General features: G+C 59.9%; 24 protein-coding genes. 20 read left to right on the top strand and 4 right to left on the bottom strand.

Annotated elements, in window-relative coordinates; all coding sequences use genetic code 11:
* Nucleotides 1–116: 116 nt before the first annotated feature.
* The 8 genes from puuE to AB4O16_RS25450 all read left to right on the top strand — a co-directional run bounded on the left by puuE (nt 117) and on the right by AB4O16_RS25450 (nt 8,268).
* Entirely contained in the window at nt 117–1,043 is a 927-nt protein-coding gene (gene puuE / locus AB4O16_RS25485; protein ID WP_108218982.1) for an allantoinase PuuE, read from the top strand.
* Entirely contained in the window at nt 1,040–1,555 is a 516-nt protein-coding gene (gene uraD, locus AB4O16_RS25480) for a 2-oxo-4-hydroxy-4-carboxy-5-ureidoimidazoline decarboxylase (protein WP_460156125.1), read from the top strand. Before puuE ends, uraD begins: the two co-directional genes overlap by 4 nt.
* A gap of 90 nt (nt 1,556–1,645) precedes the next feature.
* On the top strand, nt 1,646–2,641 hold the full coding sequence (gene alc / locus AB4O16_RS25475; protein ID WP_160390125.1) for an allantoicase: 996 nt from the start codon (nt 1,646–1,648) through the stop codon (nt 2,639–2,641).
* 124 nt (nt 2,642–2,765) lie between these two features.
* A complete protein-coding gene (locus AB4O16_RS25470; protein WP_085723223.1) occupies nt 2,766–3,269 on the top strand; it encodes an ureidoglycolate lyase in 504 nt (167 codons plus the stop codon).
* Nucleotides 3,270–3,320: 51 nt separating this feature from the next.
* Nucleotides 3,321–4,622: a urate hydroxylase PuuD gene (locus tag AB4O16_RS25465; protein WP_160390126.1), complete on the top strand. Its 1,302-nt coding sequence runs from the start codon at nt 3,321–3,323 to the stop codon at nt 4,620–4,622.
* A 166-nt stretch (nt 4,623–4,788) separates the two neighbouring features.
* Nucleotides 4,789–6,147, top strand: coding sequence for a nucleobase:cation symporter-2 family protein (locus AB4O16_RS25460; protein WP_460156124.1), 1,359 nt, complete (start codon nt 4,789–4,791; stop codon nt 6,145–6,147).
* A gap of 172 nt (nt 6,148–6,319) precedes the next feature.
* Nucleotides 6,320–7,105, top strand: a complete 786-nt coding sequence (locus AB4O16_RS25455) for an outer membrane protein OmpK (RefSeq protein WP_160390128.1) — start codon at nt 6,320–6,322, stop codon at nt 7,103–7,105.
* Nucleotides 7,106–7,482: 377 nt separating this feature from the next.
* Nucleotides 7,483–8,268 carry an outer membrane protein OmpK gene (locus AB4O16_RS25450; RefSeq protein ID WP_160390129.1) on the top strand — a complete coding sequence of 262 codons (786 nt, stop codon included), beginning with the start codon at nt 7,483–7,485 and terminating at the stop codon, nt 8,266–8,268.
* Between the two features lie 44 nt (nt 8,269–8,312).
* On the opposite strand, the gene AB4O16_RS25445 is transcribed toward AB4O16_RS25450, so the two are convergent.
* The 3 genes from AB4O16_RS25445 to AB4O16_RS25435 form a co-directional block, all read right to left on the bottom strand.
* Nucleotides 8,313–11,108 (bottom strand): RHS repeat-associated core domain-containing protein, encoded by a 2,796-nt coding sequence (locus tag AB4O16_RS25445; RefSeq protein WP_460156123.1) that lies wholly within the window; start codon nt 11,106–11,108, stop codon nt 8,313–8,315.
* 72 nt (nt 11,109–11,180) lie between these two features.
* A complete protein-coding gene (locus tag AB4O16_RS25440) occupies nt 11,181–12,350 on the bottom strand; it encodes a patatin-like phospholipase family protein (protein ID WP_460156122.1) in 1,170 nt (389 codons plus the stop codon).
* A gap of 63 nt (nt 12,351–12,413) precedes the next feature.
* Nucleotides 12,414–13,346, bottom strand: coding sequence for a lipid A biosynthesis lauroyl acyltransferase (locus AB4O16_RS25435; RefSeq protein WP_460156121.1), 933 nt, complete (start codon nt 13,344–13,346; stop codon nt 12,414–12,416).
* Between the two features lie 118 nt (nt 13,347–13,464).
* Here AB4O16_RS25435 and minC point away from each other — a divergent pair, with 118 nt between their 5' ends.
* From minC to AB4O16_RS25400, 7 genes are all read left to right on the top strand, one after another.
* Nucleotides 13,465–14,202: a septum site-determining protein MinC gene (minC, locus tag AB4O16_RS25430; RefSeq protein WP_460156120.1), complete on the top strand. Its 738-nt coding sequence runs from the start codon at nt 13,465–13,467 to the stop codon at nt 14,200–14,202.
* Nucleotides 14,203–14,403: 201 nt separating this feature from the next.
* Nucleotides 14,404–15,216: a septum site-determining protein MinD gene (minD, locus tag AB4O16_RS25425; protein WP_060541535.1), complete on the top strand. Its 813-nt coding sequence runs from the start codon at nt 14,404–14,406 to the stop codon at nt 15,214–15,216.
* Nucleotides 15,217–15,219: 3 nt separating this feature from the next.
* Complete coding sequence (gene minE / locus AB4O16_RS25420; RefSeq protein ID WP_007974947.1) at nt 15,220–15,474, top strand: cell division topological specificity factor MinE; 255 nt, start codon at nt 15,220–15,222, stop codon at nt 15,472–15,474.
* Between the two features lie 192 nt (nt 15,475–15,666).
* Complete coding sequence (locus AB4O16_RS25415; RefSeq protein ID WP_150715659.1) at nt 15,667–16,302, top strand: RluA family pseudouridine synthase; 636 nt, start codon at nt 15,667–15,669, stop codon at nt 16,300–16,302.
* 213 nt (nt 16,303–16,515) lie between these two features.
* A complete protein-coding gene (locus AB4O16_RS25410) occupies nt 16,516–17,805 on the top strand; it encodes a M18 family aminopeptidase (RefSeq protein WP_160390133.1) in 1,290 nt (429 codons plus the stop codon).
* 172 nt (nt 17,806–17,977) lie between these two features.
* Nucleotides 17,978–18,154 (top strand): hypothetical protein, encoded by a 177-nt coding sequence (locus AB4O16_RS25405; protein ID WP_015096128.1) that lies wholly within the window; start codon nt 17,978–17,980, stop codon nt 18,152–18,154.
* Between the two features lie 78 nt (nt 18,155–18,232).
* Complete coding sequence (locus AB4O16_RS25400; RefSeq protein ID WP_160390134.1) at nt 18,233–20,389, top strand: mechanosensitive ion channel domain-containing protein; 2,157 nt, start codon at nt 18,233–18,235, stop codon at nt 20,387–20,389.
* A 13-nt stretch (nt 20,390–20,402) separates the two neighbouring features.
* Here the strand turns inward: AB4O16_RS25400 and AB4O16_RS25395 are convergent, their stop codons facing one another.
* Complete coding sequence (locus tag AB4O16_RS25395; RefSeq protein ID WP_150715655.1) at nt 20,403–21,116, bottom strand: UTRA domain-containing protein; 714 nt, start codon at nt 21,114–21,116, stop codon at nt 20,403–20,405.
* A 363-nt stretch (nt 21,117–21,479) separates the two neighbouring features.
* Between AB4O16_RS25395 and AB4O16_RS25390 the strand changes: the two genes are divergently transcribed.
* From AB4O16_RS25390 to AB4O16_RS25370, 5 genes are all read left to right on the top strand, one after another.
* Entirely contained in the window at nt 21,480–22,544 is a 1,065-nt protein-coding gene (locus AB4O16_RS25390; RefSeq protein ID WP_460156119.1) for an ABC transporter substrate-binding protein, read from the top strand.
* A gap of 126 nt (nt 22,545–22,670) precedes the next feature.
* Nucleotides 22,671–23,477 (top strand): alkaline phosphatase family protein, encoded by an 807-nt coding sequence (locus tag AB4O16_RS25385; protein ID WP_460156118.1) that lies wholly within the window; start codon nt 22,671–22,673, stop codon nt 23,475–23,477.
* Nucleotides 23,478–23,482: 5 nt separating this feature from the next.
* The gene (locus AB4O16_RS25380; RefSeq protein ID WP_160390137.1) at nt 23,483–24,319 is read left to right on the top strand and encodes an ABC transporter permease; all 837 of its coding nucleotides are present in this window, start codon (nt 23,483–23,485) and stop codon (nt 24,317–24,319) included.
* Nucleotides 24,306–25,106, top strand: a complete 801-nt coding sequence (locus AB4O16_RS25375; RefSeq protein WP_160390138.1) for an ABC transporter permease — start codon at nt 24,306–24,308, stop codon at nt 25,104–25,106. The genes AB4O16_RS25380 and AB4O16_RS25375 overlap by 14 nt, the downstream gene beginning before the upstream one ends.
* Nucleotides 25,103–26,092, top strand: a complete 990-nt coding sequence (locus AB4O16_RS25370) for an ABC transporter ATP-binding protein (RefSeq protein WP_160390139.1) — start codon at nt 25,103–25,105, stop codon at nt 26,090–26,092. Before AB4O16_RS25375 ends, AB4O16_RS25370 begins: the two co-directional genes overlap by 4 nt.
* Nucleotides 26,093–26,198 lie beyond the last annotated feature (106 nt).

The following is a 26,198-nucleotide window of genomic DNA, read 5'->3' as shown; positions in this document are numbered from 1 at the left end:
TTACAAAGTGAATATAAAGTTGTATACAATCAGCCCATCGCTGTGACGCCAGCCTGCCATCCAATTTTCAGCTGCGTCACACCAACCGTCATCATCGAACAAGAAGGAAGCCTGCAGTGAGCGCTGACTACCCACGCGACCTGGTCGGTTACGGCAGTAACCCTCCTCATCCACACTGGCCGGGCAATGCCCGCATCGCCCTGTCGTTCGTACTCAATTACGAAGAAGGCGGCGAGCGCAACATCCTGCACGGCGACAAAGAGTCCGAAGCCTTCCTCTCGGAAATGGTTTCCGCCCAGCCGCTGCAAGGCGCGCGCAACATGAGCATGGAATCCCTTTACGAGTATGGCAGCCGTGCCGGCGTGTGGCGGATCCTCAAGCTGTTCAAGGAATTCGACATTCCGCTGACCATCTTCGCCGTGGCCATGGCCGCCCAGCGCCACCCGGACGTGATCCGCGCCATGGTCGATGCCGGCCACGAGATCTGCAGCCACGGCTATCGCTGGATCGACTACCAGTACATGGACGAAGCCCAGGAACGCGAGCACATGCTCGAAGCGATCCGCATCCTCACCGAAATCACCGGCGAGCGCCCACTGGGCTGGTACACCGGCCGCACCGGCCCGAACACCCGTCGCCTGGTGATGGAAGAAGGCGGTTTCCTCTACGACTGCGACACCTACGACGACGACCTGCCCTACTGGGAACCGAACAACCCGACCGGCAAGCCGCACCTGGTGATCCCGTACACCCTGGACACCAACGACATGCGCTTCACCCAGGTCCAGGGCTTCAACAAGGGCGACGACTTCTTCGAATACCTCAAGGATGCGTTCGACGTGCTCTACGCCGAGGGCGCCGAAGCACCGAAGATGCTGTCGATCGGCCTGCACTGCCGCCTGATCGGCCGTCCGGCGCGTCTGGCTTCGCTCAAGCGCTTTATCGAATACGCTAAAAGTCATGAACAGGTGTGGTTCAGCCGTCGCGTCGACATCGCGCGCCACTGGCAAGAAACCCACCCGTACACAGGGGCTGCCAAATGAGCACCTTTCAAACCGTCAAGCCATCGAGCCTGAGCCGCGACGCCTTCGTCGCCGCTTTCGCCGACATCTACGAACATTCGCCATGGGTAGCCGAGAAGGCTTACGACCTGGGTCAGGACGCCTCGATCGACCAGATCGAAACCCTGCACCAGCGCATGAGCGACATCCTGTTGAGTGCTGATCACGCAAGCCAGCTTGCCCTGATCAACGCTCACCCGGACCTGGCCGGCAAAGCCGCCGTCCAGGGCGAGTTGACCGAAGCCAGCACCAATGAACAGGCTGGCGCCGGTATTCACCAATGCACGGCCGAAGAGTTCCAGCGCTTCACCGAGCTGAACGACGCCTACAAAGCCAAGTTCAAGTTTCCCTTCATCATGGCGGTAAAAGGCAGCAACCGGCATCAGATCCTCGCGGCGTTCGAAACGCGCATTCACAACTCGGCAGATACCGAATTCAAATGCGCGCTGGCGGAGATCAACAAGATCGCCCTGTTCCGATTACTGACCCTATAGCGATCCTGGCCCGAGCACGTTCAAGAACGCCGAACGCGCCCAGGGCCCCGAGAGCATCCCAAGCCACTTATTTAAAGGCAGACAAGAAGAATGAAAGCTTACGCCGTACCTTTCGAGAAGTTCGTCAACCTGGCCGATGCCCGCCTGGGCACCAAAATCATCTCGGTCACCGATGACTGGTTCGCAGACGCCAATCGTCTGTTCCAACCGACCCCGGCCGTATGGAAGGAGGGCGTGTTCGATGACAACGGCAAGTGGATGGACGGCTGGGAATCGCGCCGCAAGCGCTTCGAAGGCTTCGACAGCGCCGTGATCCGCCTGGGCGTACCGGGTTCGATCAAGGGCGTCGACATCGACACTTCATTCTTCACCGGCAACTTCCCGCCATCGGCCTCCCTGGAAGCGTGCTTCCTGGCGTCGGGCGAGCCTGATGACAACACCCAGTGGACTGAAGTGCTGTCCGCCGTCGAGCTGCAAGGCAACAGCCACCACTTCCACGAAATCAACAACGACCAGGCCTTCAGCCACCTGCGCTTCAACATCTACCCGGATGGCGGCGTGGCCCGCCTGCGCGTGTACGGCATCCCGCACCGCGACTGGTCAGCTGTTGGCGACAACGAGCAAGTCGACCTGGCTTCCGCCCTGAACGGTGGCCGCGCCCTCGCCTGCTCCGACGAACACTTCGGCCGCATGAGCAACATCCTCAACCCGGGCCGTGGCATCAACATGGGCGACGGCTGGGAAACCGCGCGTCGCCGTACCCCGGGCAATGACTGGGTCATCGTCGCGCTGGGTCATGCCGGTGAAGTCGAGAAAGTCATCGTCGACACCCTGCACTTCAAGGGCAACTACCCGGATACCTGCTCGATCCAGGGCGCGTTCGTGAAGGGCGGTACCGACAGCCAGATCGAAACCCAATCGCTGTTCTGGCGCGAACTGCTGCCGGCACAGAAGCTGGAAATGCACGCCGAACACACCTTCGCCGAGCAGATCAAGGCACTGGGCCCGATCACCCACATCCGCCTGAACGTGTTCCCGGATGGCGGTGTGAGCCGCCTGCGCGTACTGGGCAAGGTCGCTAAATAAGCGCTGAACCCAATCGCGGGCAAGCCCGCTCCCACAGGGATCTGAGGTGTACATAGATCCTGTGGGAGCTGGCTTGCCAGCGATGACGATAGAACCAACAACACAGAATTCGGAAAAGAACAGCATGCGCACATTGACGATTGAACCGCTGACCAAAGAAGCCTTCGCCCCTTTCGGTGACGTGATCGAAACCGACGGCAGCGATCACTTCATGATCAACAATGGTTCGACCATGCGCTTCCATAAACTGGCTGTGGTCGAAACCGCTACGCCAGAGGACAACGCGATCATCAGCATCTTCCGCGCGGACGCGCAGGACATGCCGCTGACCGTGAGCATGCTGGAGCGCCATCCGCTGGGCAGCCAGGCTTTCATTCCGCTGCTCGGCAACCCCTTTCTGATCGTGGTCGCGCCACTTGGCGATGAACCTGTATCAGGCTTGGTCCGCGCCTTCGTCACCAACGGCAGGCAGGGCATTAATTACCATCGCGGCGTTTGGCACCACCCGGTGCTGACGATCGAAAAGCGGGATGACTTCCTGGTGGTTGATCGCAGTGGCACAGGCAATAACTGCGATGAGCATTTTTTCAAAGAGGATGAGCGTTTGATCCTCGCCCCCCACCAATAAGAGAAGGTCTGATCACTTGATCAACAAAGTGACAGGCGAGAGGTAAAGACTGTGGAAGCACATCTGTTGGAATGGCTGAACCTGAGCGTGCGCTGGGTTCACATGATTACTGGCGTGGCCTGGATCGGTGCGTCGTTCTATTTCGTCTGGCTGGAAAACAACCTCAATCGGGTCAACCCGAAAAGTGGTCTGGCCGGTGATTTGTGGGCGATCCACGGCGGCGGTATCTACCACCTGGAAAAATACAAACTGGCTCCACCGACCATGCCGGACAACCTGCACTGGTTCAAATGGGAAGCCTACTTCACCTGGATGTCGGGTATCGCGCTGCTGTGCGTGGTGTTCTACTCCAACCCGACGCTCTACCTGCTGGCTCCCGGCAGCACCCTGAGCGGCCCTGAAGGCGTGGCCATCGGTATCGGCTCGTTGTTCCTCGGCTGGTTCATCTACTCCTTCCTGTGCGACTCGGCCCTGGGCAAACGCCCTGCCCTGCTCGGCGGCATCCTGTTCGTGCTGATCATCGGCGCGGCGTATGGCTTCAGCAAGGTGTTCAGCGGTCGTGGTGCGTACCTGCACGTCGGCGCGATCATCGGCACCATCATGGTCGGCAACGTGTTCCGCATCATCATGCCGGCACAGCGCGCACTGGTGGCGGCGATCGCCGAGAACCGCACGCCGGACCCAGCACTGCCGGCCAAAGGCCTGCTGCGTTCGCGTCACAACAACTACTTCACCTTGCCCGTGCTGTTCATCATGATCAGCAACCACTTCCCGAGCACCTACGGCAGCCAGTACAACTGGTTGATCCTGGCCGGGATCGCGGTACTGGCGGTGTTGGTGCGTCACTACTTCAACACCCGTCATGACAGCCACAAGTTTGCCTGGACGCTTCCAGTCGCAGCCGTCGGCATGATCAGCCTGGCCTACGTCACCGGCCCTGCGCCGCTGAACAGCCCGGAAGTGGCCAAGGCCCCAGCGAAAATCGAATACCAGCCGCTGCCGGAAACAGCAGTGGGCGGTGGTTTGAAACCCGCTGAAGCCAAACCTGCAGAAGCGCCAGCCGCTGCACCGGCGCAAGCGTCCAACGCAGGCCCTGGCTTTGACAAAGTGCACAGCGTGATTCAGGAACGTTGCTCGGTTTGCCATTCGGCCAAGCCAACCAGCCCGCTGTTCAGTGCGGCCCCTGCCGGTGTGATGTTCGACACCCCCGAGCAGATCCGCCAGAACGCACCGCGGATTCAGGCACAAGCCGTCACCAGCCAGATCATGCCACTGGGCAACATCACGCAGATGACCCAGCAGGAACGTGACCTGATCGGTGCCTGGATTGCGCAGGGAGCCCAGACCAACTGATTCATCGTTGAAAAGCATCGCCAGCAAGCCGGCTCCTACGGATTTATGTCGTTCACAAATGATGCGACCGACCCAAAACCTGTAGGAGCCGGCTTGCTGGCGATCAACCGCGAAGCGGTTGCCTGACGCACAAAATCACAAGAATAAAAAAGATCCGAGGTGTTGCATGTCCGAGCTCTCCAAAGCGCGCATCCCCGACGCACCCGCCATTCAGCGTTTGCCCCTCTTGCAACTGATCCTGGTCGGTTTGCAACATGTTCTGCTGATGTATGGCGGCGCCATCGCGGTGCCGCTGATCATCGGACAGGCCGCTGGCCTGAGTCGTGAAGAAATCGCCTTCCTGATCAACGCCGACCTGCTGGTCGCCGGCATCGCCACCATCGTCCAGTCCCTCGGCATCGGCCCCATGGGCATTCGCATGCCCGTGATGATGGGCGCAAGTTTCGCCGCCGTCGGCAGCATGGTCGCCATGGCCGGCATGCCCGGTATCGGCCTGCAAGGGATCTTCGGCGCGACCATCGCCGCCGGGTTCTTCGGCATGCTCATCGCCCCGTTCATGTCCAAGGTCGTACGCTTCTTCCCGCCGCTGGTGACCGGCACGGTCATCACCTCGATCGGTTTATCGTTGTTCCCCGTGGCCGTGAACTGGGCCGGTGGAGGTGCGAGCGCCACTCAATTCGGCTCTCCGATCTACCTGACCATTGCTGCGCTGGTGCTCGGCACCATCCTGTTGGTGCACCGTTTCATGCGCGGTTTCTGGGTCAACATTTCCGTGTTGATCGGCATGTGCCTGGGCTATGTGCTCTGCGGCCTGCTCGGCATGGTCGACCTCAGTGGCATGGCGCAGGCGCCATGGCTGCAATTCGTCACCCCGCTGCACTTCGGCATGCCGAAATTCGAACTCGCGCCGATCCTGTCGATGTGCCTGGTGGTGGTGATCATTTTCGTCGAGTCCACCGGAATGTTCCTCGCACTGGGCAAGATCACCGGCCAGGAAGTCTGCCCACGCATGCTGCGTCGCGGCTTGCTGTGCGATGCCGGCGCCTCGTTCTTCGCCGGATTCTTCAACACCTTCACCCACTCCTCCTTCGCCCAGAACATCGGCCTGGTGCAGATGACCGGCGTGCGCTGCCGCTCGGTGACCATCGTCGCCGGCGGGCTGCTGATCGTCCTGAGCCTGCTGCCCAAGGCCGCGTTCCTGGTGGCCTCGATTCCGCCAGCGGTGCTGGGCGGCGCAGCGATTGCGATGTTCGGCATGGTCGCCGCCACCGGAATCAAGATTCTCCAGGAAGCGGACATCGGTGACCGTCGCAACCAGTTGCTGGTGGCGGTGAGCATTGGCATGGGCCTGATCCCGGTGGTGCGCCCGGAGTTTTTCGCCCACCTGCCCGTGTGGATGAGCCCGATCACTCACAGCGGGATCGCCATGGCCACGCTCAGCGCACTGACGCTGAACCTGCTGTTCAACATCCTGGGCGGCGCCGAACGCGCGGCCATCAACGACTGCCAGGCTCACACGCATTAACCAGAAGCACACGACCCCACTGTAGGAGCGAGCTTGCTCGCGATGAACCCGTGAACACCGCGTTTATCCAGATAACACGCGTCATCGTTAACGACCATCGCGAGCAAGCTCGCTCCTACAGAGGGCCGGGGCAACTCTGCGCCTGAAAAATAAAAACAAGAGGGAGCAACAGATGATTCGGACACAAACCAACCTGCTGTTGGGTGCTGGCCTGCTGGCCGCGAGTCAGGCCATGGCCGGCGATTTATTGCTGTGGCAGACCAACAGCCTGAGCTACCTGTACGGCAAGGATTTCGCGGTCAACCCGTCGATCCAGCAGACGATCACTTTCGAACACGCCGACCGCTGGAAGTACGGCGACAACTTCATGTTCATCGACAGCACCTACTACAACGGCGAGAAAGACCGCAACAAAGGCGTCCACGCCTACTACGGCGAGTTCAGCCCGCGCCTCTCCCTGGGCAAGATCCTCGACCGCCGTTTCGAATTCGGCCCGATCAAGGACGTGCTGCTGGCCATGACCTACGAGAACGGCGAAGACGACACCGAGGCCTACCTGATCGGCCCTGGCTTCGACCTCGCGATCCCGGGCTTCAACTTCTTCACCTTGAACTTCTATAACCGCCAGACCGAAGGCTCGCGCCCCGGCGACGATGTCTGGCAGATCACCCCGGCCTGGTCCTACACCATTCCAGTGGGCAACTCGAGCCTGCTGATCGACGGCTACATCGACTGGGTCGTGGACAACGACCAGAACGCCCATGGCACCTATCACGCCAACCTGCACTTCAACCCGCAAATCAAGTACGACCTGGGCAAGGCCATGGGCTGGCGGGAAAAACAGGTGTACGTCGGCGCCGAATACAGCTACTGGAAAGACAAGTACGGCATCGAAAACAGCGGCAAATTCGACACCAATGAAAACACCACCAGCCTGCTGGTGAAGGTGCATTTCTGATGCTGCCCCGCAACCGTGCGCCAAACCTGTCGTCGGTGCGCCGTTGCGGAGCACTTGAGACCTGGCCGAGGAGTCAGTATTCTCCGCGGCCGCCCGAATCCGGTTTAAAAAAAAGCCCGGATGTAAAACCTGACCAGCAAGCCAACTTATCCCGGCGCTGGCAGGCACCAAGGCACTCCAAAACCCCTCTCAATCGACTGCTCTTGAGCCGCCGAACGGGAGTTTTTTTGCTTTTTGAAAGCCTTGGCTCAGCTCTTGCTAACAGCACTAAAGCTGACCGAACGGATGATTTATTACCGTTACACGAACAGGTGCCACACCAGAGCGCCGACCTTAAAAAAACAACGTGGAACCACCTACTTTTTGGGAGCAACCGAATGAAACGTACGTGCACTAGCCTGATGCTCGCGGGATCGATGCTGGCAGGGGGCCAGGCCATGGCCGGCGATTTGCTGCAGTGGCAGAACAACAGCCTGACCTACCTCTATGGCAAGGACTTCCAGGTCAACCCGCGCATCCAGCAGACGGTGACCTTCGAACACGCCGATGGCTGGAAGTACGGCGACAACTTCTTCTTCATCGACAAGATTTTCTACAACGGCAAGGAAGACGCTTTCGCTGGCGAGAACACCCACTACGGCGAACTCAGCCCGCGCCTGTCGTTCAACAAGATCTTCGACCAGAAGTTCGAGCTCGGCCCGATCAAGGACGTGCTGCTGGCCATGACCTACGAGTTCGGCGAAGACGACACCGAGTCCTACCTGATCGGTCCTGGCTTCGACCTGGCCATCCCCGGCTTCGACTACTTCCAGCTGAACTTCTACAACCGTCACACCGAAGGCGACCGCCCGGGCGACAACATCTGGCAGGTCACGCCGGTCTGGTCCTACACCGTTCCGGTCGGCGACTCGAACATCCTGATCGACGGCTTCATGGACTGGGTGGTCGACAACGACGTCAACGACAAAGGCGAATACCACGCCAACCTGCACTTCAATCCACAGGTCAAGTACGACTTGGGCAAGGCGCTGAACCTGGGCGAAAAGCAGCTGTACGTCGGTGTCGAGTATGACTACTGGAAAAACAAGTACGGGATTGAAGACAGCCAGGGCTTCAAGACTGATCAGAGTGTGACCAGTTTCCTGGTCAAGGTTCACTTCTAACGCTATGTACGTCCCAATCTGTCGGGTAGGCAGGTTGGGACCATCTAGGCAACCGATGCCCTGCGCCGGGGCTTGACTGATGTCCAGCCGCCATCATGATCAGCAGTCGCTACCCGATGGCCGCGACGAAGCAACTCGTTTACTTCGTAGTCACTTTGGATAAGTTTTTGTCCAGGCTGATAGGGAACCCTGCTACCAAAATCCTGGATTTCAACACTCAACGTCGGATTCACCACAGCGCTCATAATTAAACCCGGCCCTGTCCAGTCCGATGTCAAACGCTCACGGGACTTTTCCTCAGTTCTTTTGGTTACCCAACCCACCTCTTCTTCCAACCTGTAGTGATCAATCATTTTTTTTAGAAAACTGGACGAATGTAAGGATCCGGGTGTCGCCGCCAGTACAAAATTACCCACCAAAGAGTCATCGTAAACGTGAGCCAGAAATCCCTCCGGCGCATTGATAGAATCAATTTCCCCACGCGTTGCGACATCAACATCCATGTACAAACCGCCATAGAAATGTAATGCAGCCATTCTGAAAATATCGCTTGCTGCAGCGAGGTTTCGGTACGGGCCATTACTTTCGCGTTGAAATATTGATTGCACTTTATGAGCGTCAGGGAATGTTGTAGCAAGGTCTTTAAACATCTCATCCGGATCGTTAATTTCCAGATGATGTCCATGGTGTTTTGCAAGCCCACGATCAATCGGATCATCACCAGACTCCATGACAGACAACGTATTGAGAATATGGGAAGGCTTGTCTGTCCAGACCTTGATTTGATAACTGGGATTAAACCTCTTGAAAATCAGCATATTGCCGAGATAATGAGCATCTATATTTCTTCCAGCCCAAAAAAAATGAGCGATAGTCGGCACAGCATTCTGGCCTTCTGTGTCCATCCAGTTGAGCGGATTATTGAACAGCATGAGGAACAGATTGAGACCATCCACTTCACCGGCTGGATCCGCACTGACCCACCGTTGCAGCCACGGCGCATAGTACCGATACCCGTAATAATAAAGCCCCGTCGCATCCCGCTCCTTGCCCGAATAACGAATCGTCTTGTACTTGGCCTCAATTTCACTGGTACCCGCCCACAACGCCGTCCCGCCAAACGGGTAATAAACCTCCCGACTCAGTAGTGCTCCCAACTCATCCAGTTCCAGCGTGCACGAGTTCAGGTGGTCATTCAGGCAAAAACGCAGTTGGTCATTGCGCACGCCCTTGGGCAATTTCCCAACCCAGTGCAAGGCCCGCACATGGCTAAGCCCCGCCTCGACACCGAGCACCTGCCGCTCTTCGCCGGTAGCTGTATCACGATGGATCTCCAGCCCCGGCAAGTAACGAACTTCAGCTCGCAGCGTGCGACAAGCAGTCTCCGTGAGTCGGACTTTTCTCAGTCGATGCCCGGGACTGTCGTAGAAATAACACTCGGTATCGTCAGATCCATCTTCACGCCGGACCATCGTCACGCGACTCAACTGATTACGAATGTCCCAATTCATTTCCTGGCCGCGCAACAGCTCCCGCTGATTGCCGTTGGCATCAAAGCCATCCACCAGACTGCCTTCATCCGCAACGCTGCGATTGCTGCCAGACGAAGTAAACATCTCGAAGGTTTCCACGCCGCTGTGGTGTCGGGTTTGCAGATTCCCGGCAGCGTCGTAGTTGAATGTCTGGGTGTAATTGCGCAACTGGTTGGGGTCCAGTGGCGTGGTTTGCCAGGCAGGTAAAGCGGGCCCATAACTGGGTTGGCTCACTTCCCGGCCAGTGGCTTCGACCAGTTGATACAAGCTGTCATAACGATAGCGATTGATCGGTTCGATGCGCTGTTGGTTGAAGTAGCGGGTCAACGCCACCTTGTCTTCGACGCTGGAGATATTGCCGACCGGATCGTAGGCATATTCGAAGTGCTGCAGCGGCGTGCCTCGGGCATCGCAAGACAGCAATCCGGTCAGCCGCCCATCTTCAGCCGCGTATCGGGCTGTGGATACGACGCCATTAGCGGCCCGTTCGCGTTCAACCTTGCCATGGGCGTCGTAACGGATGTCACCCACCAGCACTTGAGGAGGGCCGGATGCGTCAGCCAACCTCAGTCGGGCTTCCTGCAACTCACCGGCCTGGTTGTAAGCGAATGCCCTGAAGTTATCCCTGGCGTCGGTCTGGCAGAGCATTTCTCCTGAAGCCCCATACTGCTGAGCCGTCCTGAAAACCTCGTCTTCCAGAATTGCACCGGTAGATTCGGACGACCAATCCGGCGACGCCAGATCGAGCAAGAAAAGGGTTTCTTCAGCTAGAAGCAATCCGCCCACGCCATATTCGCAATGGCTACGACTGCCAGCCGGATGATCGTGACCAATCAGTTGGCCGCACTGGTTATGCACCGCAAACTCATCACCTGCCTGCGCATAAGCAAATCGCTCGGTGATATGCGGCAAGCCATCCGTCATCTGTTCGGTGACGGTTATGGGACGCTGAAGCTCATCGTACTCAGTATGCCGCTGACTCCCGCGACCGTCCCAGAAGGAACGTGCCATACCGGTCCGATCCAGCAAACTCAACTGCCAACCGGCATCGACGCTGTCCACCAGTAGAGGCTGACTTTGTAGATTGTGCGTCGTGGCGAGGTTCGGTCTTGGCGCCGTGCCCCACAATCGTGGATCCCAGGAAGCCACTAGTCGTCCGGCAGCGTCAAAGTGATTGCGGGTGGTGCGAGTCTCAATGGACGGGTTCAGCGGATGACGGCAATACGCGACATTTCGCACAGCCAAACCGCGCGAATCCGCCACCGACAAGGTTGGTGTGTGAGCATCAATCCATTGCGCAGCCGCCATCTTCGAACCCTCAACAAATCGGGTCCAATCTGTGCGAAAAACTCGGCAACATCTACTGTCAGATCTGACAGTTCAAACGGTTTCAGGCACCGAAAGTCCGAGAAACCGACTCAACTCCCCGCGCTTGGCCAGCGCATCCCGCCGCCCCAACTCGATCAACTCGCTGCAATACCCCGCCTCGAACAGCAGGTAACTCAGCACCCCTGCCCCGCTGGTCTTGGTCGCGCCCGGTCCGCGCAGGAACAGGCGCAATGCCGCCGGCAATTCCTGGCGATGGCGCGCGGCAATCTCGTCGATCGGCTGGCTCGGTGAAATCACCAATACGTCCACCGGCGCCACACCCAGTGCCCGGGTCGGCGTGCCGTCGGGCATCAGGTGACTGAACTGGTTCAGGCGCTGCAACAGCTCGATGTCGCTTTCCAGGCTGTCAATGAACGTACTGTTGAGCATGTGCCCGCCGATCTGCGCCAGGGTCGGCTGCTGGCCGGTGTAGCTGCGCTGCAAGGGTTGTTGCGGGTCGACGCCGCGGGGGTTGCCGCTGACGCCCACCACCAGCACCCGGCTGGCCCCCAGATGCAGCGCCGGACTGATCGGCGCCGATTGGCGCACCGCGCCATCGCCGAAATACTCTTCGCCGATTTTCACCGGAGCGAACAGCAGCGGAATCGCCGAACTGGCGAGCAAGTGCTCGACGGACAGTTGGGTGGGAACGCCGATGCGGCGATGGCGCAACCAGGGGGCGATCTTGCCGCCGCCCTGATAGAAGGTGACCGCCTGGCCGGACTCATAACCGAATGCCGTGACCGCCACCGCATGCAATTGCTTCTGTGCGATCGCTTCAGCAATGCCGCCCATGTGCAGCTTGTCGTTGAGCAAATCGCGCAGCGGAGAACTGTTGAGCAGCGCCACCGGCATGTGCCTGCCGATGCCGAGCAGACTGTGGCTGACAAAGCGGCTGGCCTGGCGGATCACCCCGGGCCAGTCGCTGCGCAGCACCAGATGACTGCGAAAGCCCTGCCAGAAGGCCGTCAGGCGTTCGATGGCGTTGCGAAAGTCCATTGCCCCGCTGGCGAGGCTGACGGCGTTGATCGCGCCCGCCGAAGTGCCGACGATCACCGGAAACGGATTGCTCGCCCCCGGCGGCAGCAATTCGGCAATCGCCGCCAAAACCCCGACCTGATAGGCCGCCCGAGCCCCGCCACCGGAAAGAATCAACCCTGTAACCGGTTCAGCTGGACTCATGCGCAACTCTCCATGGTGCTTGACGGGATTTGGTTGTTTCGACCCATTCCCCTGTATCGGGATTCAACGACGCTTGGCGTACAGCTTCGGCTCGCCCGGCGGGCGGCTCTTGAAGCGGCGGTGGGCCCACAGGTATTGCTCGGGGCATTCGCGCAGGACGCCTTCGATCCACTGGTTGATCCGCAGGCAGTCTTCTTCATCGGTTTCGCCGGGGAAGTTTTCCAGCGGCGCATGGATCACCAGGCGATAGCCGCTGCCGTCCGCCAGACGTTCCTGGGTGAACGGCACCACCAGCGCCTTGCCCAGCTTGGCAAATTTGCTGGTGGCGGTGACAGTCGCCGCCTGGATGCCGAACAGCGGCACAAAAACACTTTGCTTGGCGCCGTAGTCCTGATCCGGTGCGTACCAGATCGCCCGGCCGGCGCGCAGCAACTTGAGCATGCCGCGCACGTCTTCGCGCTCCACCGCCAGCGAGTCGAGGTTATGTCGCTCGCGGCCCTGGCGCTGGATGTAGTCAAACAGCGGATTCTTGTGCTCGCGGTACATGCCGTCGATGGTGTGCTGCTGGCCGAGCAATGCCGCACCGATTTCCAGTGTCGTGAAATGCAGCGCCATCAGGATCACGCCCTTGCCTTCACGCTGGGCCTTTTGCAAATGCTCCAGCCCTTCGATATGAGCCAGGTTTGCCAGGCGTTTGCGCGACCACCACCAGCTCATCGCCATCTCGAAAAACGCGATACCGGTAGAGGCGAAGTTTTCCTTGAGCAGGCGTTTGCGTTCGGCGGCGGTTTTTTCAGGGAAACACAGTTCCAGATTGCGCTTGGCAATGCGCCGTCTGTCGCCGGCCACGCGATACATCAAAGCGCCCAGGACACGACCGATCCACAGCAGTGCCGGATATGGCAACTGGACGATCAGCCACAACAGCCCCAGGCCACACCACAGCGGCCAGAAACGTGGAGATAGAAATGCTTTTCGAAAACGCGGGCGGTCCATTAATGCTTCCGGAATGACAATGGCCGCGCATTCTACATCGTTCGACCCGGCTTGCGGCCTGCGGGCGTTCTCGTTATAAGTCTCGGCACTTTTAGTGACAAGTCGTTGTATGCCGACCATGAGCCAAACCGAACCGCTAGACCAAGATCCCGTGTTCCAGTTAAAGGGCAGCATGCTGGCCATTACGGTGCTGGAACTGGCCCGTAACGACCTCGAAAGCCTTGATCGGCAACTGGCCGCCAAGGTCGCCCAGGCGCCCAACTTCTTCAGCAACGCGCCGCTGGTACTGGCCCTGGACAAACTCCCGGCCAACGAAGGCGCGGTCGATCTGCCCGGCCTGATGCGCGTGTGCCGCCAGCATGGCCTGCGCACCCTGGCAATCCGCGCCAGCCGCATCGAAGACATCGCCGCCGCCATTGCGGTCGACCTGCCGGTGCTGCCACCGTCCGGTGCCCGCGAGCGTCCACTGGACCTGAGCGAAGGCGAACCGAAGAAAAAACCGGAAAAACCGGCCGAGCCGACCATCAAACCGACGAAAATCATCACGTCGCCAGTACGCGGTGGCCAGCAGATTTATGCCCAGGGCTGCGATTTGGTAGTGATCTCCTCGGTCAGCCCGGGGGCGGAACTTCTCGCCGATGGCAACATCCATGTATACGGCCCGATGCGTGGTCGTGTGTTGGCCGGCGTCAAGGGCGACACCAAGGCGCGGATTTTCTGTCAGCAAATGAGTGCTGAACTGATTTCCATCGCCGGGCATTACAAGGTTTCCGAAGATCTGCGCCGCGACCCGCTATGGGGTTCGGGCGTGCAGGTCAGCCTGTCCGGCGACGTGTTGAACATCATTCGGCTTTAACGGATACTGCCGCATTTTCCAAGCATCTCTAAAACGTAGCGAAAACGGCTCAAACGAAGTAGGAAAAAGGCCAAAAGCAGTGTTTACCGGGGGTAAACGCCGCTCAAAACCGAATTCCAGCCAAGGCTGTCCGACTGCAGTAGTTTTCAGGAGATGTTTTTCAGGGGCTGGAAAGTCCTTCTTCCTTAGGGGTGAAACACCTTGGCCAAGATTCTCGTGGTTACATCCGGCAAGGGTGGTGTGGGTAAGACCACCACCAGCGCCGCTATCGGTACCGGCCTCGCTTTGCGCGGCCACAAAACAGTGATCGTCGACTTCGACGTGGGCTTGCGTAACCTCGACCTGATCATGGGTTGCGAGCGCCGCGTGGTGTATGACTTCGTCAACGTGGTCAACGGCGAAGCCAACCTGCAACAGGCCCTGATCAAAGACAAGCGCCTGGAAAACCTCTACGTGCTGGCCGCCAGCCAGACCCGCGACAAAGACGCGCTGACCGTCGAAGGCGTGGAAAAAGTCCTGATGCAACTCAAGGAAGACTTTGAGTTCGTGGTCTGCGACTCCCCGGCGGGCATCGAGAAAGGCGCCCACCTGGCCATGTACTTCGCTGACGAAGCGATCGTCGTGACCAACCCGGAAGTCTCCTCCGTTCGTGACTCGGACCGCATGCTCGGCCTGCTGGCCAGCAAGTCCCGTCGCGCCGAACGCGGTGAAGACCCGATCAAGGAACACCTGCTGATTACCCGTTATCACCCGGAACGTGTGAGCAAAGGCGAAATGCTCGGCGTAGAAGACGTCAAGGAGATCCTTTCGGTGGCCCTGCTCGGCGTGATCCCTGAATCCCAGGCGGTGCTCAAGGCATCCAACCAGGGTGTTCCGGTGATTCTCGACGACCAGAGCGATGCCGGCCAGGCCTACAGCGATACCGTTGACCGCCTGCTGGGCAAGACCGTGGATCATCGATTCCTCGATGTACAGAAGAAGGGATTCTTCGAGCGCCTGTTTGGAGGCAACTAAGCAATGAACCTTTTTGACTTCTTTCGTGCCAACAAAAAGCAAAGCACCGCGTCGGTAGCGAAAGAGCGTCTACAGATCATCGTGGCGCACGAACGCGGCCAACGCAGCACCCCGGACTACCTGCCGGCCTTGCAGAAGGAACTGGTCGAGGTGATTCGCAAGTACGTCAATATCGGGTCCGATGACGTGCATGTCGCACTGGAAAGCCAGGGCAGTTGCTCGATTCTGGAACTCAATATCACCCTGCCTGATCGCTGAGTCGATCCGGCTGGAGCCACGGCGGCTCGATCATTCGAAACGCCCTCCCTGTAGGAGCTGGCTTGCCAGCGATAGCTTCAACGCGTTGTAACAGTCAGACCGCGTTGCCTGCATCGCCAGCAAGCCGGCTCCTACAAAGAGGGGCATGAGAATGATCGAGCCGCCGTTGGCGTTTGTTACGAGGCTGTTTTAATGCCGTTGTCCAACATTCACATCATCCATCAGGACGCCGCCGTACTGGTGGTGAACAAACCGACCCTGTTGCTCTCCGTCCCTGGCCGGGCCGACGACAACAAGGACTGCCTGATTACCCGCCTGCAGGAAAACGGCTACCCGGAAGCGCGAATCGTCCACCGCCTGGACTGGGAAACTTCCGGCATCATCCTGCTGGCTCGCGATCCGGACACTCATCGCGAGCTGTCCCGGCAGTTTCACGACCGCGAAACCGAAAAGGCCTACACCGCCCTGTGCTGGGGTCAACCGGAACTGGACAGCGGCAGCATCGACCTGCCCTTGCGCTACGACCCACCGACCAAGCCGCGCCACGTGGTCGACCATGAATTCGGCAAACATGCGCTGACCTTCTGGAAAGTGCTGGAACGTTGCGGCGACTGGTGCCGCGTCGAGCTGACGCCGATCACCGGTCGCTCCCACCAGTTGCGCGTGCACATGCTCTCGATTGGTCATCCGCTGCTGGGCGACGGGCTCTATGCCCATGAGCAGGCCCTGGCGGCCTGGCCGCGCCTGTGCCTGCACGCCAGCATGCTCAGCTTCACCCACCCGCAAACCGGCGAGCGTCTGCGCTTCGAGTGCCCGGCACCGTTTTAAGCATAAAGACACAACACCTGTGGGAGCGGGCTTGCCCGCGATGAGGCCGGCACATCCAGCATTGATGCTGACTGACACTCCGCTATCGCGGGCAAGCCCGCTCCCACAGGGTTTTTCTTCAGATTCAATATCAGAGCCGGCTCCAACATCAGCCCACCGCCAATTCCCTGACCAATACGTTAAACTGGCGCCATTGCTGTCTGGAGCTACTTTATGCGCGAAGAGTTGAACCAAGGCCTGATCGATTTCCTCAAGGCCTCCCCTACCCCGTTCCATGCCACCGCCAGCCTCGTTCAGCGCCTGGAAGCGGCGGGCTATCAGCGCCTCGACGAGCGCGAGCCGTGGAATACCGAAGCCAACGGTCGCTACTACGTCACCCGCAACGACTCTTCGATTGTCGCGATCAAGATGGGCCGTCATTCGCCGCTGCACGGCGGCATTCGTCTGGTCGGCGCTCACACCGACAGCCCGTGCCTGCGGGTCAAGCCGCAACCGGAACTGCAACGCCAGGGTTTCTGGCAACTGGGTGTGGAAGTCTATGGCGGCGCGCTGCTGGCGCCGTGGTTCGACCGTGACCTGTCCCTGGCGGGCCGCGTAACCTTCCGGCGTGATGGCAAGGTCGAAAGCCAGTTGATCGATTTCAAGGCACCTGTCGCGATCATTCCGAACCTGGCGATTCACCTCAACCGTGAAGCCAACATGGGCTGGGCCATCAACGCCCAGACCGAACTGCCGCCGATCCTCGCGCAATTTGCCGGTGACGAGCGCGTGGACTTCCGCGCAGTGCTCACCGATCAACTCGCCCGCGAACACGGCCTGAACGCCGACGTGGTGCTCGATTACGAGCTGAGCTTCTACGACACCCAAAGCGCTGCGGTGATTGGCCTGCACGGCGACTTCATCGCCGGTGCGCGCCTGGACAACCTGCTGTCGTGCTATGCCGGCCTGCAAGCACTGCTGACGGCCGAGACCGACGAGACCTGCGTGCTGGTCTGCAACGACCACGAAGAAGTGGGCTCCTGCTCGGCCTGCGGTGCCGACGGTCCGATGCTCGAGCAAACCTTGCGTCGCCTGCTGCCCGAGGGCGATGAGTTCGTACGCACCATTCAGAAATCCCTGCTGGTTTCGGCGGACAACGCCCACGGCGTGCACCCGAACTACGCCGACAAGCACGATGCCAACCACGGCCCGAAACTCAACGCCGGCCCGGTGATCAAGGTCAACAGCAACCAGCGCTACGCCACCAACAGCGAAACCGCCGGGTTCTTCCGTCACCTGTGCATGGCTGAAGAAGTGCCGGTGCAAAGCTTCGTGGTGCGCAGCGACATGGGCTGTGGCTCGACCATCGGCCCGATCACCGCCAGCCACCTGGGCGTACGCACCGTGGACATCGGCCTGCCGACCTTCGCCATGCACTCGATCCGCGAACTGTGCGGCAGCCATGACCTGGCGCACCTGGTCAAGGTGCTGAACGCGTTCTACGCCTGCCGCGAGTTGCCGTAACAAAACCCTGTAGGAGCGAGCTTGCTCGCGATGGACTGGAGAGCACCGCGGGGTGTCAGACGTCCAGCGTGATCGTTCACGTCCATCGCGAGCAAGCTCGCTCCTACAGACAGACAACACCAGGCAAAAAAGCCGCCTAGACTTCAAATACCCCTTCGACAAGGCTGTCTCCATGATTTCGATGTCCTCCTTCCACGCCATGCTGATCCCGATTCTCGCCGGGATGCTCCTGCTGGCTGTCGGCTTCAACTTTCGCGACAAAAATGCCGGTGTGTTCGCCATGTGGATCGGCATGCTGACCATTCTCGCGACCGTGGTGATCAAGATCCTCGCCAAACTCAACGAATAAATCATCGCCCTTGGCTCGCATTGAATTTGACGGGCTCGTACACTCGGTCGATCCGCTCCCTGCGAGGTTGACCGCCTAGTGTTCGCTCGTCTTTTTGCCTTCCCGTGTATTTTCCTGGTCTGCCTGATGACGCTGCTGTCGGTCGCGCCTGTCCAGGCGGCCGGCCTGCCAAGCCTGCTCAACAGCCAGGCCAAGGCACAGCCCGAAGCCCAGGAACCGCTGGGGCAATCCCTGGACGAAGTGATCAAGTCACTGGAAAACGACCAGCAGCGCGCCAAGCTGCTGGCCGACCTGAAAAAGCTCCGGGACACCACCAAAAAAGCCCAGCCGCCTGCCGAAGAAGGCGTGCTGGGCCTGATTGGCGGAACCTTGACCAATATCGAGAAGAAGTTTTCCGGCGACGACAGCCCACTCACGCGCTGGTCCAGCGAGTTCGATCAGGCCGGCGAAGAATTGGCGGCTCTGGCCTTGCCGGCCAATGAATGGCTGCCCATGCTGTTCGCCTTCGCCATGATCCTGATGGTCTGGAGCCTGCTGGCCGCCGCACTGATCTGGATCAGCCATCGCGTGCGGATGCGTTTCGGCCTGACCGAAGAACTGCCGCAGCACCCTCGGGCCCTGGACATGTTGCGCTTCGCCTTGCGCAAACTCGGGCCATGGCTGATCGCCCTGGTGATCACGGTCTACATGAGCTACGCCCTGCCCTCGTCCCTGGGCAAAAGCCTGGCCATGGTGCTGGCCTATGCACTGGTGGTCGGCACCTGCTTCTCGGCCATCTGTGTGATTGCCTTTTCGCTGCTCGACGGCCCGCATCGCCACCGCGCCTTGTACATCCTGCGGCACCAGGCGTTCCGGCCGCTGTGGCTGATCGGCAGCTTCGCCGCGTTTGGCGAAGCGCTGAGCGATCCGCAACTGGTCGACAGCCTCGGCAGCCACCTGGCCCATACCGCCGCGACCGTCGCCAATGTCCTCGCCGCGCTGTCCACGGGGCGCTTCATCCTGCGTTTCCGCCGGCCGATCGCCCACCTGATCCGCAATCAGCCGCTGTCCCGACGCCTGACCCGCCGCGCCCTCAACGACACCCTGTCGATTCTCGGCACCTTCTGGTACGTGCCGGCGCTGGTGCTGGTGGCCATCTCGCTGTTCGCGACGTTCATCTCCGCCGGCGACACCAGCACCGCCCTGCGCCAGTCGCTGATCTGCACCGTCCTGCTGGTGTTGTGCATGGTCATCAACGGCCTTGTACGCCGCCACGCCCTCAAACCCCAGCGCGGCGTCCGGCGTTACGCCGTGTATTCGGAGCGTCTGAAAAACTTCTTCTACACGATCCTCCACCTGTTTGTGTGGCTGGCGTTTATCGAACTCGGCCTGCGGGTCTGGGGCATGTCGTTGATCCGCTTTACCGAAGGCGATGGCCACGAAGTCAGCGTCAAGTTGTTCAGCCTCGCCGGCACGCTGCTGTTCGCCTGGCTGATCTGGATTCTCAGCGACACCGCCGTGCATCACGCATTGACCCGCTCGCGCAAAGGCCTGGCCAATGCCCGTGCGCAGACGATGATGCCGCTGATCCGCAACGTGCTGTTCGTGGCGATTTTCATCGTCGCGCTGATCGTCGCCCTGGCGAACATGGGGATGAACGTCACGCCGCTGCTGGCCGGTGCCGGCGTTATCGGCCTGGCCATCGGCTTTGGTGCGCAGTCGCTGGTTGCCGACCTGATCACCGGGTTGTTCATCATCATCGAAGACTCACTGGCCATCGACGACTACGTGGACGTCGGCGGCCACCTCGGCACGGTCGAAGGCCTGACCATCCGCACCGTGCGCCTGCGGGACATCGACGGCATCGTCCATACCATTCCGTTCAGCGAAATCAAAAGCATCAAGAACTACTCCCGGGAGTTCGGCTACGCGATCTTCCGGGTCGCGGTGCCGGCCAGCATGGACATCGACAACGCGATCAAACTGATGCGCGAAGTCGGCCAGAAAATGCGCACCGACCCGCTGCAACGGCGCAACATCTGGTCGCCGCTGGAGTTTCAGGGCGTGGAAAGTTTCGAGTCGGGCAACGCGATCCTTCGCGCCCGCTTCAAGACCGCGCCAATCAAGCAATGGGAAGTGTCACGAGCGTTCAACCTGTCGCTCAAGCGGCACATGGATGAAGCCGGGCTGGACCTGGCGACCCCGCGGATGAGCATTCAGGTGATGACCGCCGGTGGTGGCCCGCAAAACGAATAGCCCGTGTCGGACGCTAGACCACATCCACCCCGACATGAATCGCATCATGGCGCCAGAACTCCAGGTCGCAGTCGATCAAGCGTTCATGCTGGTCATAGTTGACCCGGGCAATCCGCAGGCCCGGGCTGCCCACCGACACTTTCAACGCCGCCGCCGCATCCACCGACAACGCCGTGGGCACAATCTCGAAACGCACCCGCCCGTAATGCAAATCGTAATGCCGCGCGTAGAGCTCGGTGATCGACTGATTCAAATCGAAATCGAGGATCCCGGGAAAGTACTGCGGGTTCAGATAGTGCTCTACATACAGCACCAGTCGCCCGTCGATGCGCCGTGAGCGGCAGATCTGGATCACGCTCGACAGCGCCGGCAATTGCAGCCAGGCACACACCGCCGCCGAGGCCGGTTGCAATCGCGCCGAAACCACCTCGGTGGACGGCACCCGCCCCTGGGCGCTGACCATCGCGTGAAAGTGGCTGCGCTGCATCAGGTTGTACGCCAGGCGTGGCGGCGAGACAAACCAGCCGCGACGCTCCTCGCGGTAGATCTGCCCTTGTGACTCCAGCTGCAACAACGCCTCACGCAAAGTGATCCGCGTGGTGCCGAACAACTCACTGAGCTTGCGCTCGGCCGGCAATTTGCTGCCCGGAGCCAACAGTCCGTGATCGATCTGTTCCTGAAGCACCTGGCCGATGGCGGTCACCGCTTTTGTTGCCTCGTCACGCATCAATGTTTCCTATCTGGACTAGACCAGCACCAATTCGGGGCAGAACCGCAGCGCAAACCGGTTCATTCAATAGCCTGCAAGCGTAGGCAGTGCAGATGACCGAGGTGTGACAAAGGCGCCCAACGGTCGCCGCTCTCAACCGTCAACGACTTGCAATTCATCGACCATCTCCCTTGCCAGCCGGGGCCTTGACCATGGTCTACGCTTAGCAGGCCACTGGCGATACCGCCGAACAAATAGTCATTCCGGGCGACGAACGACATCAAAGTGTCATCCAGCCCCCTTAAATTGGCTCAGGTATTGCTGACCTAGACCAACTCAAACCGCAATCGCAGCGTTGAACACGACCCAAGGAGCTTCGGAATGAAACAGTTTTTCCTGGCATCACTGTTAGGCTCGACCATTGCCATGTGCACCGCCGCCATGGCGGCTGATGATCTGAAAACCCTGGAAGCCGCTGCGAAAGCGGAAGGCGCCGTCAACAGCGTCGGCATGCCCGACGACTGGGCCAACTGGGCCGGCACCTGGAAAGACCTGAGCGACAAGTACGGCCTCAAGCACATCGACACCGACATGAGCTCGGCCCAGGAGATCGCCAAGTTCGCCGCGGAAAAAGACAACGCCAGCGCCGACATCGGCGACGTCGGTGCCGCTTTCGGCCCGATCGCGGTCAAGCAAGGCGTGGTCCAGCCTTACAAGCCATCGACCTGGGACCAGATTCCAGCCTGGGCCAAGGACAAGGACGGCAACTGGGCGCTGGCCTACACCGGCACCATCGCTTTCATCGTCAACAAGAAGTTGCTGCACGGCTCCGAAGTGCCGACCAAGTGGGCTGACCTCAAGACCGGCAAGTACAAGGTTTCCATCGGTGACGTAAGCACCGCTGCCCAGGCTGCGAACGGCGTTCTGGCCGCGGCACTGGCCAATGGTGGCGACGAGAAGAACCTCAAGCCTGCCTTGGATCTGTTCGCAGACATCGCCAAGCAGGGTCGCCTGTCGATGTCCAACCCGGTGATTGGTGCCATGGAAAAAGGCGAAATCGAAGTCGGCGTGGTCTGGGACTTCAACGGCCTGAGCTACAAGGCCAAGATGGCCAATCCGGATGACTACGTGGTGCTGATCCCGTCCGACGGCTCGGTGATTTCCGGCTACACCACCATCATCAACAAGTACGCGAAAAACCCGAACGCCGCCAAGCTGACCCGCGAATACATCTTCAGCGACGCCGGCCAGATCAACCTGGCCAAGGGCAATGCCCGTCCGATCCGCGCCGAACACCTGACCCTCCCGGCCGAGGTGCAGGCCAAGCTGCTGCCTAACGAGCAGTACAAGAAAGTGACGCCGATCAAGGACGCGGATGCGTGGGAAAAGACTTCCAAGGCCCTTCCGCAGAAGTGGAACGAAGAAGTCATCGTAGAAATGAAGTAATGCTTCATCCGTAGGAGCCGGCTTGCTGGCGATTGGATCACCACGGTCTCTTTGACCACAGCGGCTATCCAATCGCCACCAAGCCGGCTCCTGCAGGATTGAGAGAACCCACGGAGTTTTGCCCCTATGAAGCACAACGTCATCCTTGTCGTGCTCGACGGCCTCAACTACGAGGTCGCCCGCCACGCCTTGGGGCACCTTCAGGCTTACGTCGGTGCAGGACGTGCCGCACTCTACAAACTGGAGTGCAAGTTGCCGGCCCTGTCCCGCCCGCTGTACGAATGCATCCTGACCGGCGTTGCCCCGATCGACAGCGGCATCGTCCACAACAACGTCTCGCGCCTGTCCAACCAGCGCAGCATCTATCACTACGCCAGCGACGCAGGCCTGGTGACTGCGGCGGCGGCCTATCACTGGGTCAGCGAGCTGTACAACCGTTCGCCCTTCGTGGCAGCGCGGGATCGCCATACCGATGATCCGACACTGCCGATCCAGCACGGGCATTTCTACTGGAACGACCACTACCCCGATTCGCACCTGTTCGCCGACGCTGAAAACCTGCGTCTGCGCCATGCGCCGAACTTCCTGTTGATCCATCCGATGAACATCGACGACGCCGGGCACAAGCACGGCCTCGACACCCCGCAGTACCGCAACAGCGCCCGTTCGGCCGACATCATCCTGGCCGACTACCTGCAAGGCTGGCTCGATGCCGGTTATCAGGTGCTGGTCACCGCCGACCACGGCATGAACAACGACCGCTCGCACAACGGCCTGCTGCGCGAGGAACGCGAAGTGCCGCTGTTCGTGCTCGGTGACGCCTTCAGTTTCGACGCCGACGCCGCGCCGAAACAGACCGAGATCTGCGGCACCGTCTGCGCGTTGCTGGGCGTGCCCCACGACAAACCGGTCTGCCGGGAGTTGCTCAAGTGAATGCCATGACCCGCAGTAAATGGCTCGCTGCTCTGTGCCTGGTCCCGTTCGCGCTGTTCTTCCTCGTGTTCGAAATCGCACCGCTGACCTGGGTGATGATCAACAGCCTGCAATCGGAAGAGTTCGGCTGGGGCCTGGCCAACTTCAGCAAGATCTTCAGCTCGAAGTTCTACCTGCAGGCGATCCAGTACAGCCTCGAGATCAGTTTCTGGTCCAGCGTGTTCGGCATCATCATCGCGGTACTCGGCGCTTACTCCCTGCGTCAGGTCGATTCGAAACTGCGCAACTTCGTCAACGCCTTCGCCAACATGACCAGCAACTTCTCCGGCGTGCCTTTGGCCTTTGCCTTCATCATTTTGCTCGGCTTCAACGGCAGCTTCACCATCATGCTCAAGCAGGCCGGGATCATTCAGGATTTCAACCTGTACTCGAAAACCGGGCTGATCATTCTCTACACCTACTTCCAGATTCCCCTGGGTGTGCTGTTGCTTTACCCGGCCTTCGACGCGCTACGCGAAGACTGGCGCGAGTCCGCCGCGCTGCTCGGTGCCAACGGCTGGCAGTACTGGCGGCACATCGGTCTGCCGGTACTGACCCCGGCGCTGCTCGGCACCTTCGTGATCCTGCTGGCCAACGCCCTCGGCGCCTACGCCACGGTGTACGCCCTGACCACCGGCAACTTCAACGTGCTGACGATCCGGATCGCAGCGATGGTCTCGGGCGACATTTCCCTGGACCCGAATCTGGCCAGTGCCCTGGCCGTGGTACTGGTGGCGTTGATGACGCTGGTGACCATCGTGCATCAACTGCTGTTGAAGAGGAGCTACCATGTCTCGCGCTGAACTGGGGCCCGCCGGCATCTACCATCGTGTGGTGGTTTACCTGCTGTTTGCCATAATGTTGCTGCCGCTGCTCGGCACCTTTATCTACTCGATTTCCAGCAGTTGGTCGGCCACCATTCTGCCCAGCGGTTTCAGTATCAAATGGTATGCACAGCTGTGGAGCGATCCGCGCTTCCTGAGCGCTTTCGGCCAGTCGCTGTTGGTGTGTGTCGGCGCATTGATCCTCGCGGTGGTGCTGATTCTGCCGCTGCTGTTCGTGGTGCATTACCACTTCCCGAAACTCGACGCGTTGATGAACATCCTGATCCTGCTGCCCTTCGCCGTGCCACCGGTGGTGTCGTCGGTGGGGCTGCTGCAGCTCTATGGTTCCGGACCGTTCGCCATGGTCGGTACGCCGTGGATCCTGATCGGTTGCTACTTCACCGTGGCGCTGCCGTTCATGTACCGGGCGATCACCAACAACCTGCAGGCAATCAACCTGCGTGACCTGATGGACGCCGCCCAACTGCTCGGCGCCAGCACCTTTCAAGCCGCCTTCCTGGTGGTGCTGCCGAACCTGCGCAAGGGCCTGATGGTGGCATTGCTGCTGTCGTTCTCGTTCCTGTTCGGTGAGTTCGTGTTCGCCAACATCCTGGTCGGCACCCGCTACGAAACCCTGCAGGTCTACCTCAACAACATGCGCAACAGCAGCGGTCATTTCACCAGTGCGCTGGTGATTTCCTACTTCTTGTTTGTGCTGGTCCTGACCTGGGCTGCCAACATCTTGAACAAGGACAAAAGCCAATGAGCTTCGTCAGCGTCCAACACCTTAAAAAAGACTATGCGGGCACCACGGTGTTCAGCGACATCAATTGCGAAATCCAGAAAGGCGAGTTCGTCACCCTGCTCGGCCCCTCCGGCTGCGGCAAGTCCACCCTGCTGCGCTGCATCGCCGGCCTGACTTCGGTGGATGGTGGCAAGATCCTGCTCGACAGCCAGGACATCGTGCCCCTGAGCCCGCAGAAACGCGGGATCGGCATGGTGTTCCAGAGCTATGCGCTGTTCCCCAATATGAGCGTGGAGCAAAACGTCGCCTTCGGCCTGCGCATGCAGAAGGTCAATGCCGACGACAGCCAGAAGCGTGTCGCCGAGGTGTTGAAGCTGGTGGAGCTGAACGACTTCGCGTCGCGCTATCCCCATCAGCTGTCCGGTGGCCAATGCCAACGCGTCGCCCTCGCCCGCTCCCTAGTCACGCGGCCACGCCTGTTGCTGCTGGACGAACCGCTGTCGGCGCTGGATGCGCGGATTCGCAAGCATCTGCGCGAGCAGATCCGTCAGATCCAGCGCGAACTGGGCTTGACCACGATTTTTGTCACACACGATCAGGAAGAAGCCCTGACCATGTCTGACCGGATTTTCCTCATGAATCAGGGAAAGATCGTACAAAGTGGCGACGCCGAAACCCTCTACACTGCGCCGGTGGATGTGTTCGCTGCCGGGTTCATCGGCAACTACAACCTGCTGGATGCCGACAGCGCCTCGAAACTGCTGCAGCGGCCCATCAGCAAGCGCATTGCCATTCGCCCGGAAGCCATCGAACTGAGCCTCAACGGTGAACTGGACGCGCAGGTACGCAGCCACAGCCTTTTGGGCAACGTAATCCGCTACCGGGTCGAAGCCCGGGGCGTTGAACTGGTGGTGGATGTGCTGAACCGCTCGGCGGCCGACCTGCATCCCGATGGCCAGCGCCTGGCGCTTTCCATCGATCCGACGGCCCTGTGTGAGGTAGCTTGAGAGCAGCGGCAAGCTTCAAGCTGCCAGCTTCAAGTTGTAGACTGCTGACCACCTAAATCAACTTCTTGCAGCTTGAAGCTTGAAGCTTGCAGCTGTTCTCAGAGAG

The sequence above is a fragment of the Pseudomonas sp. S2_H10 genome (genome assembly GCF_054668285.1).
Note: the sequence above shows the minus strand (reverse complement) of the source record. Positions and strands in the feature narration are given on the sequence as shown.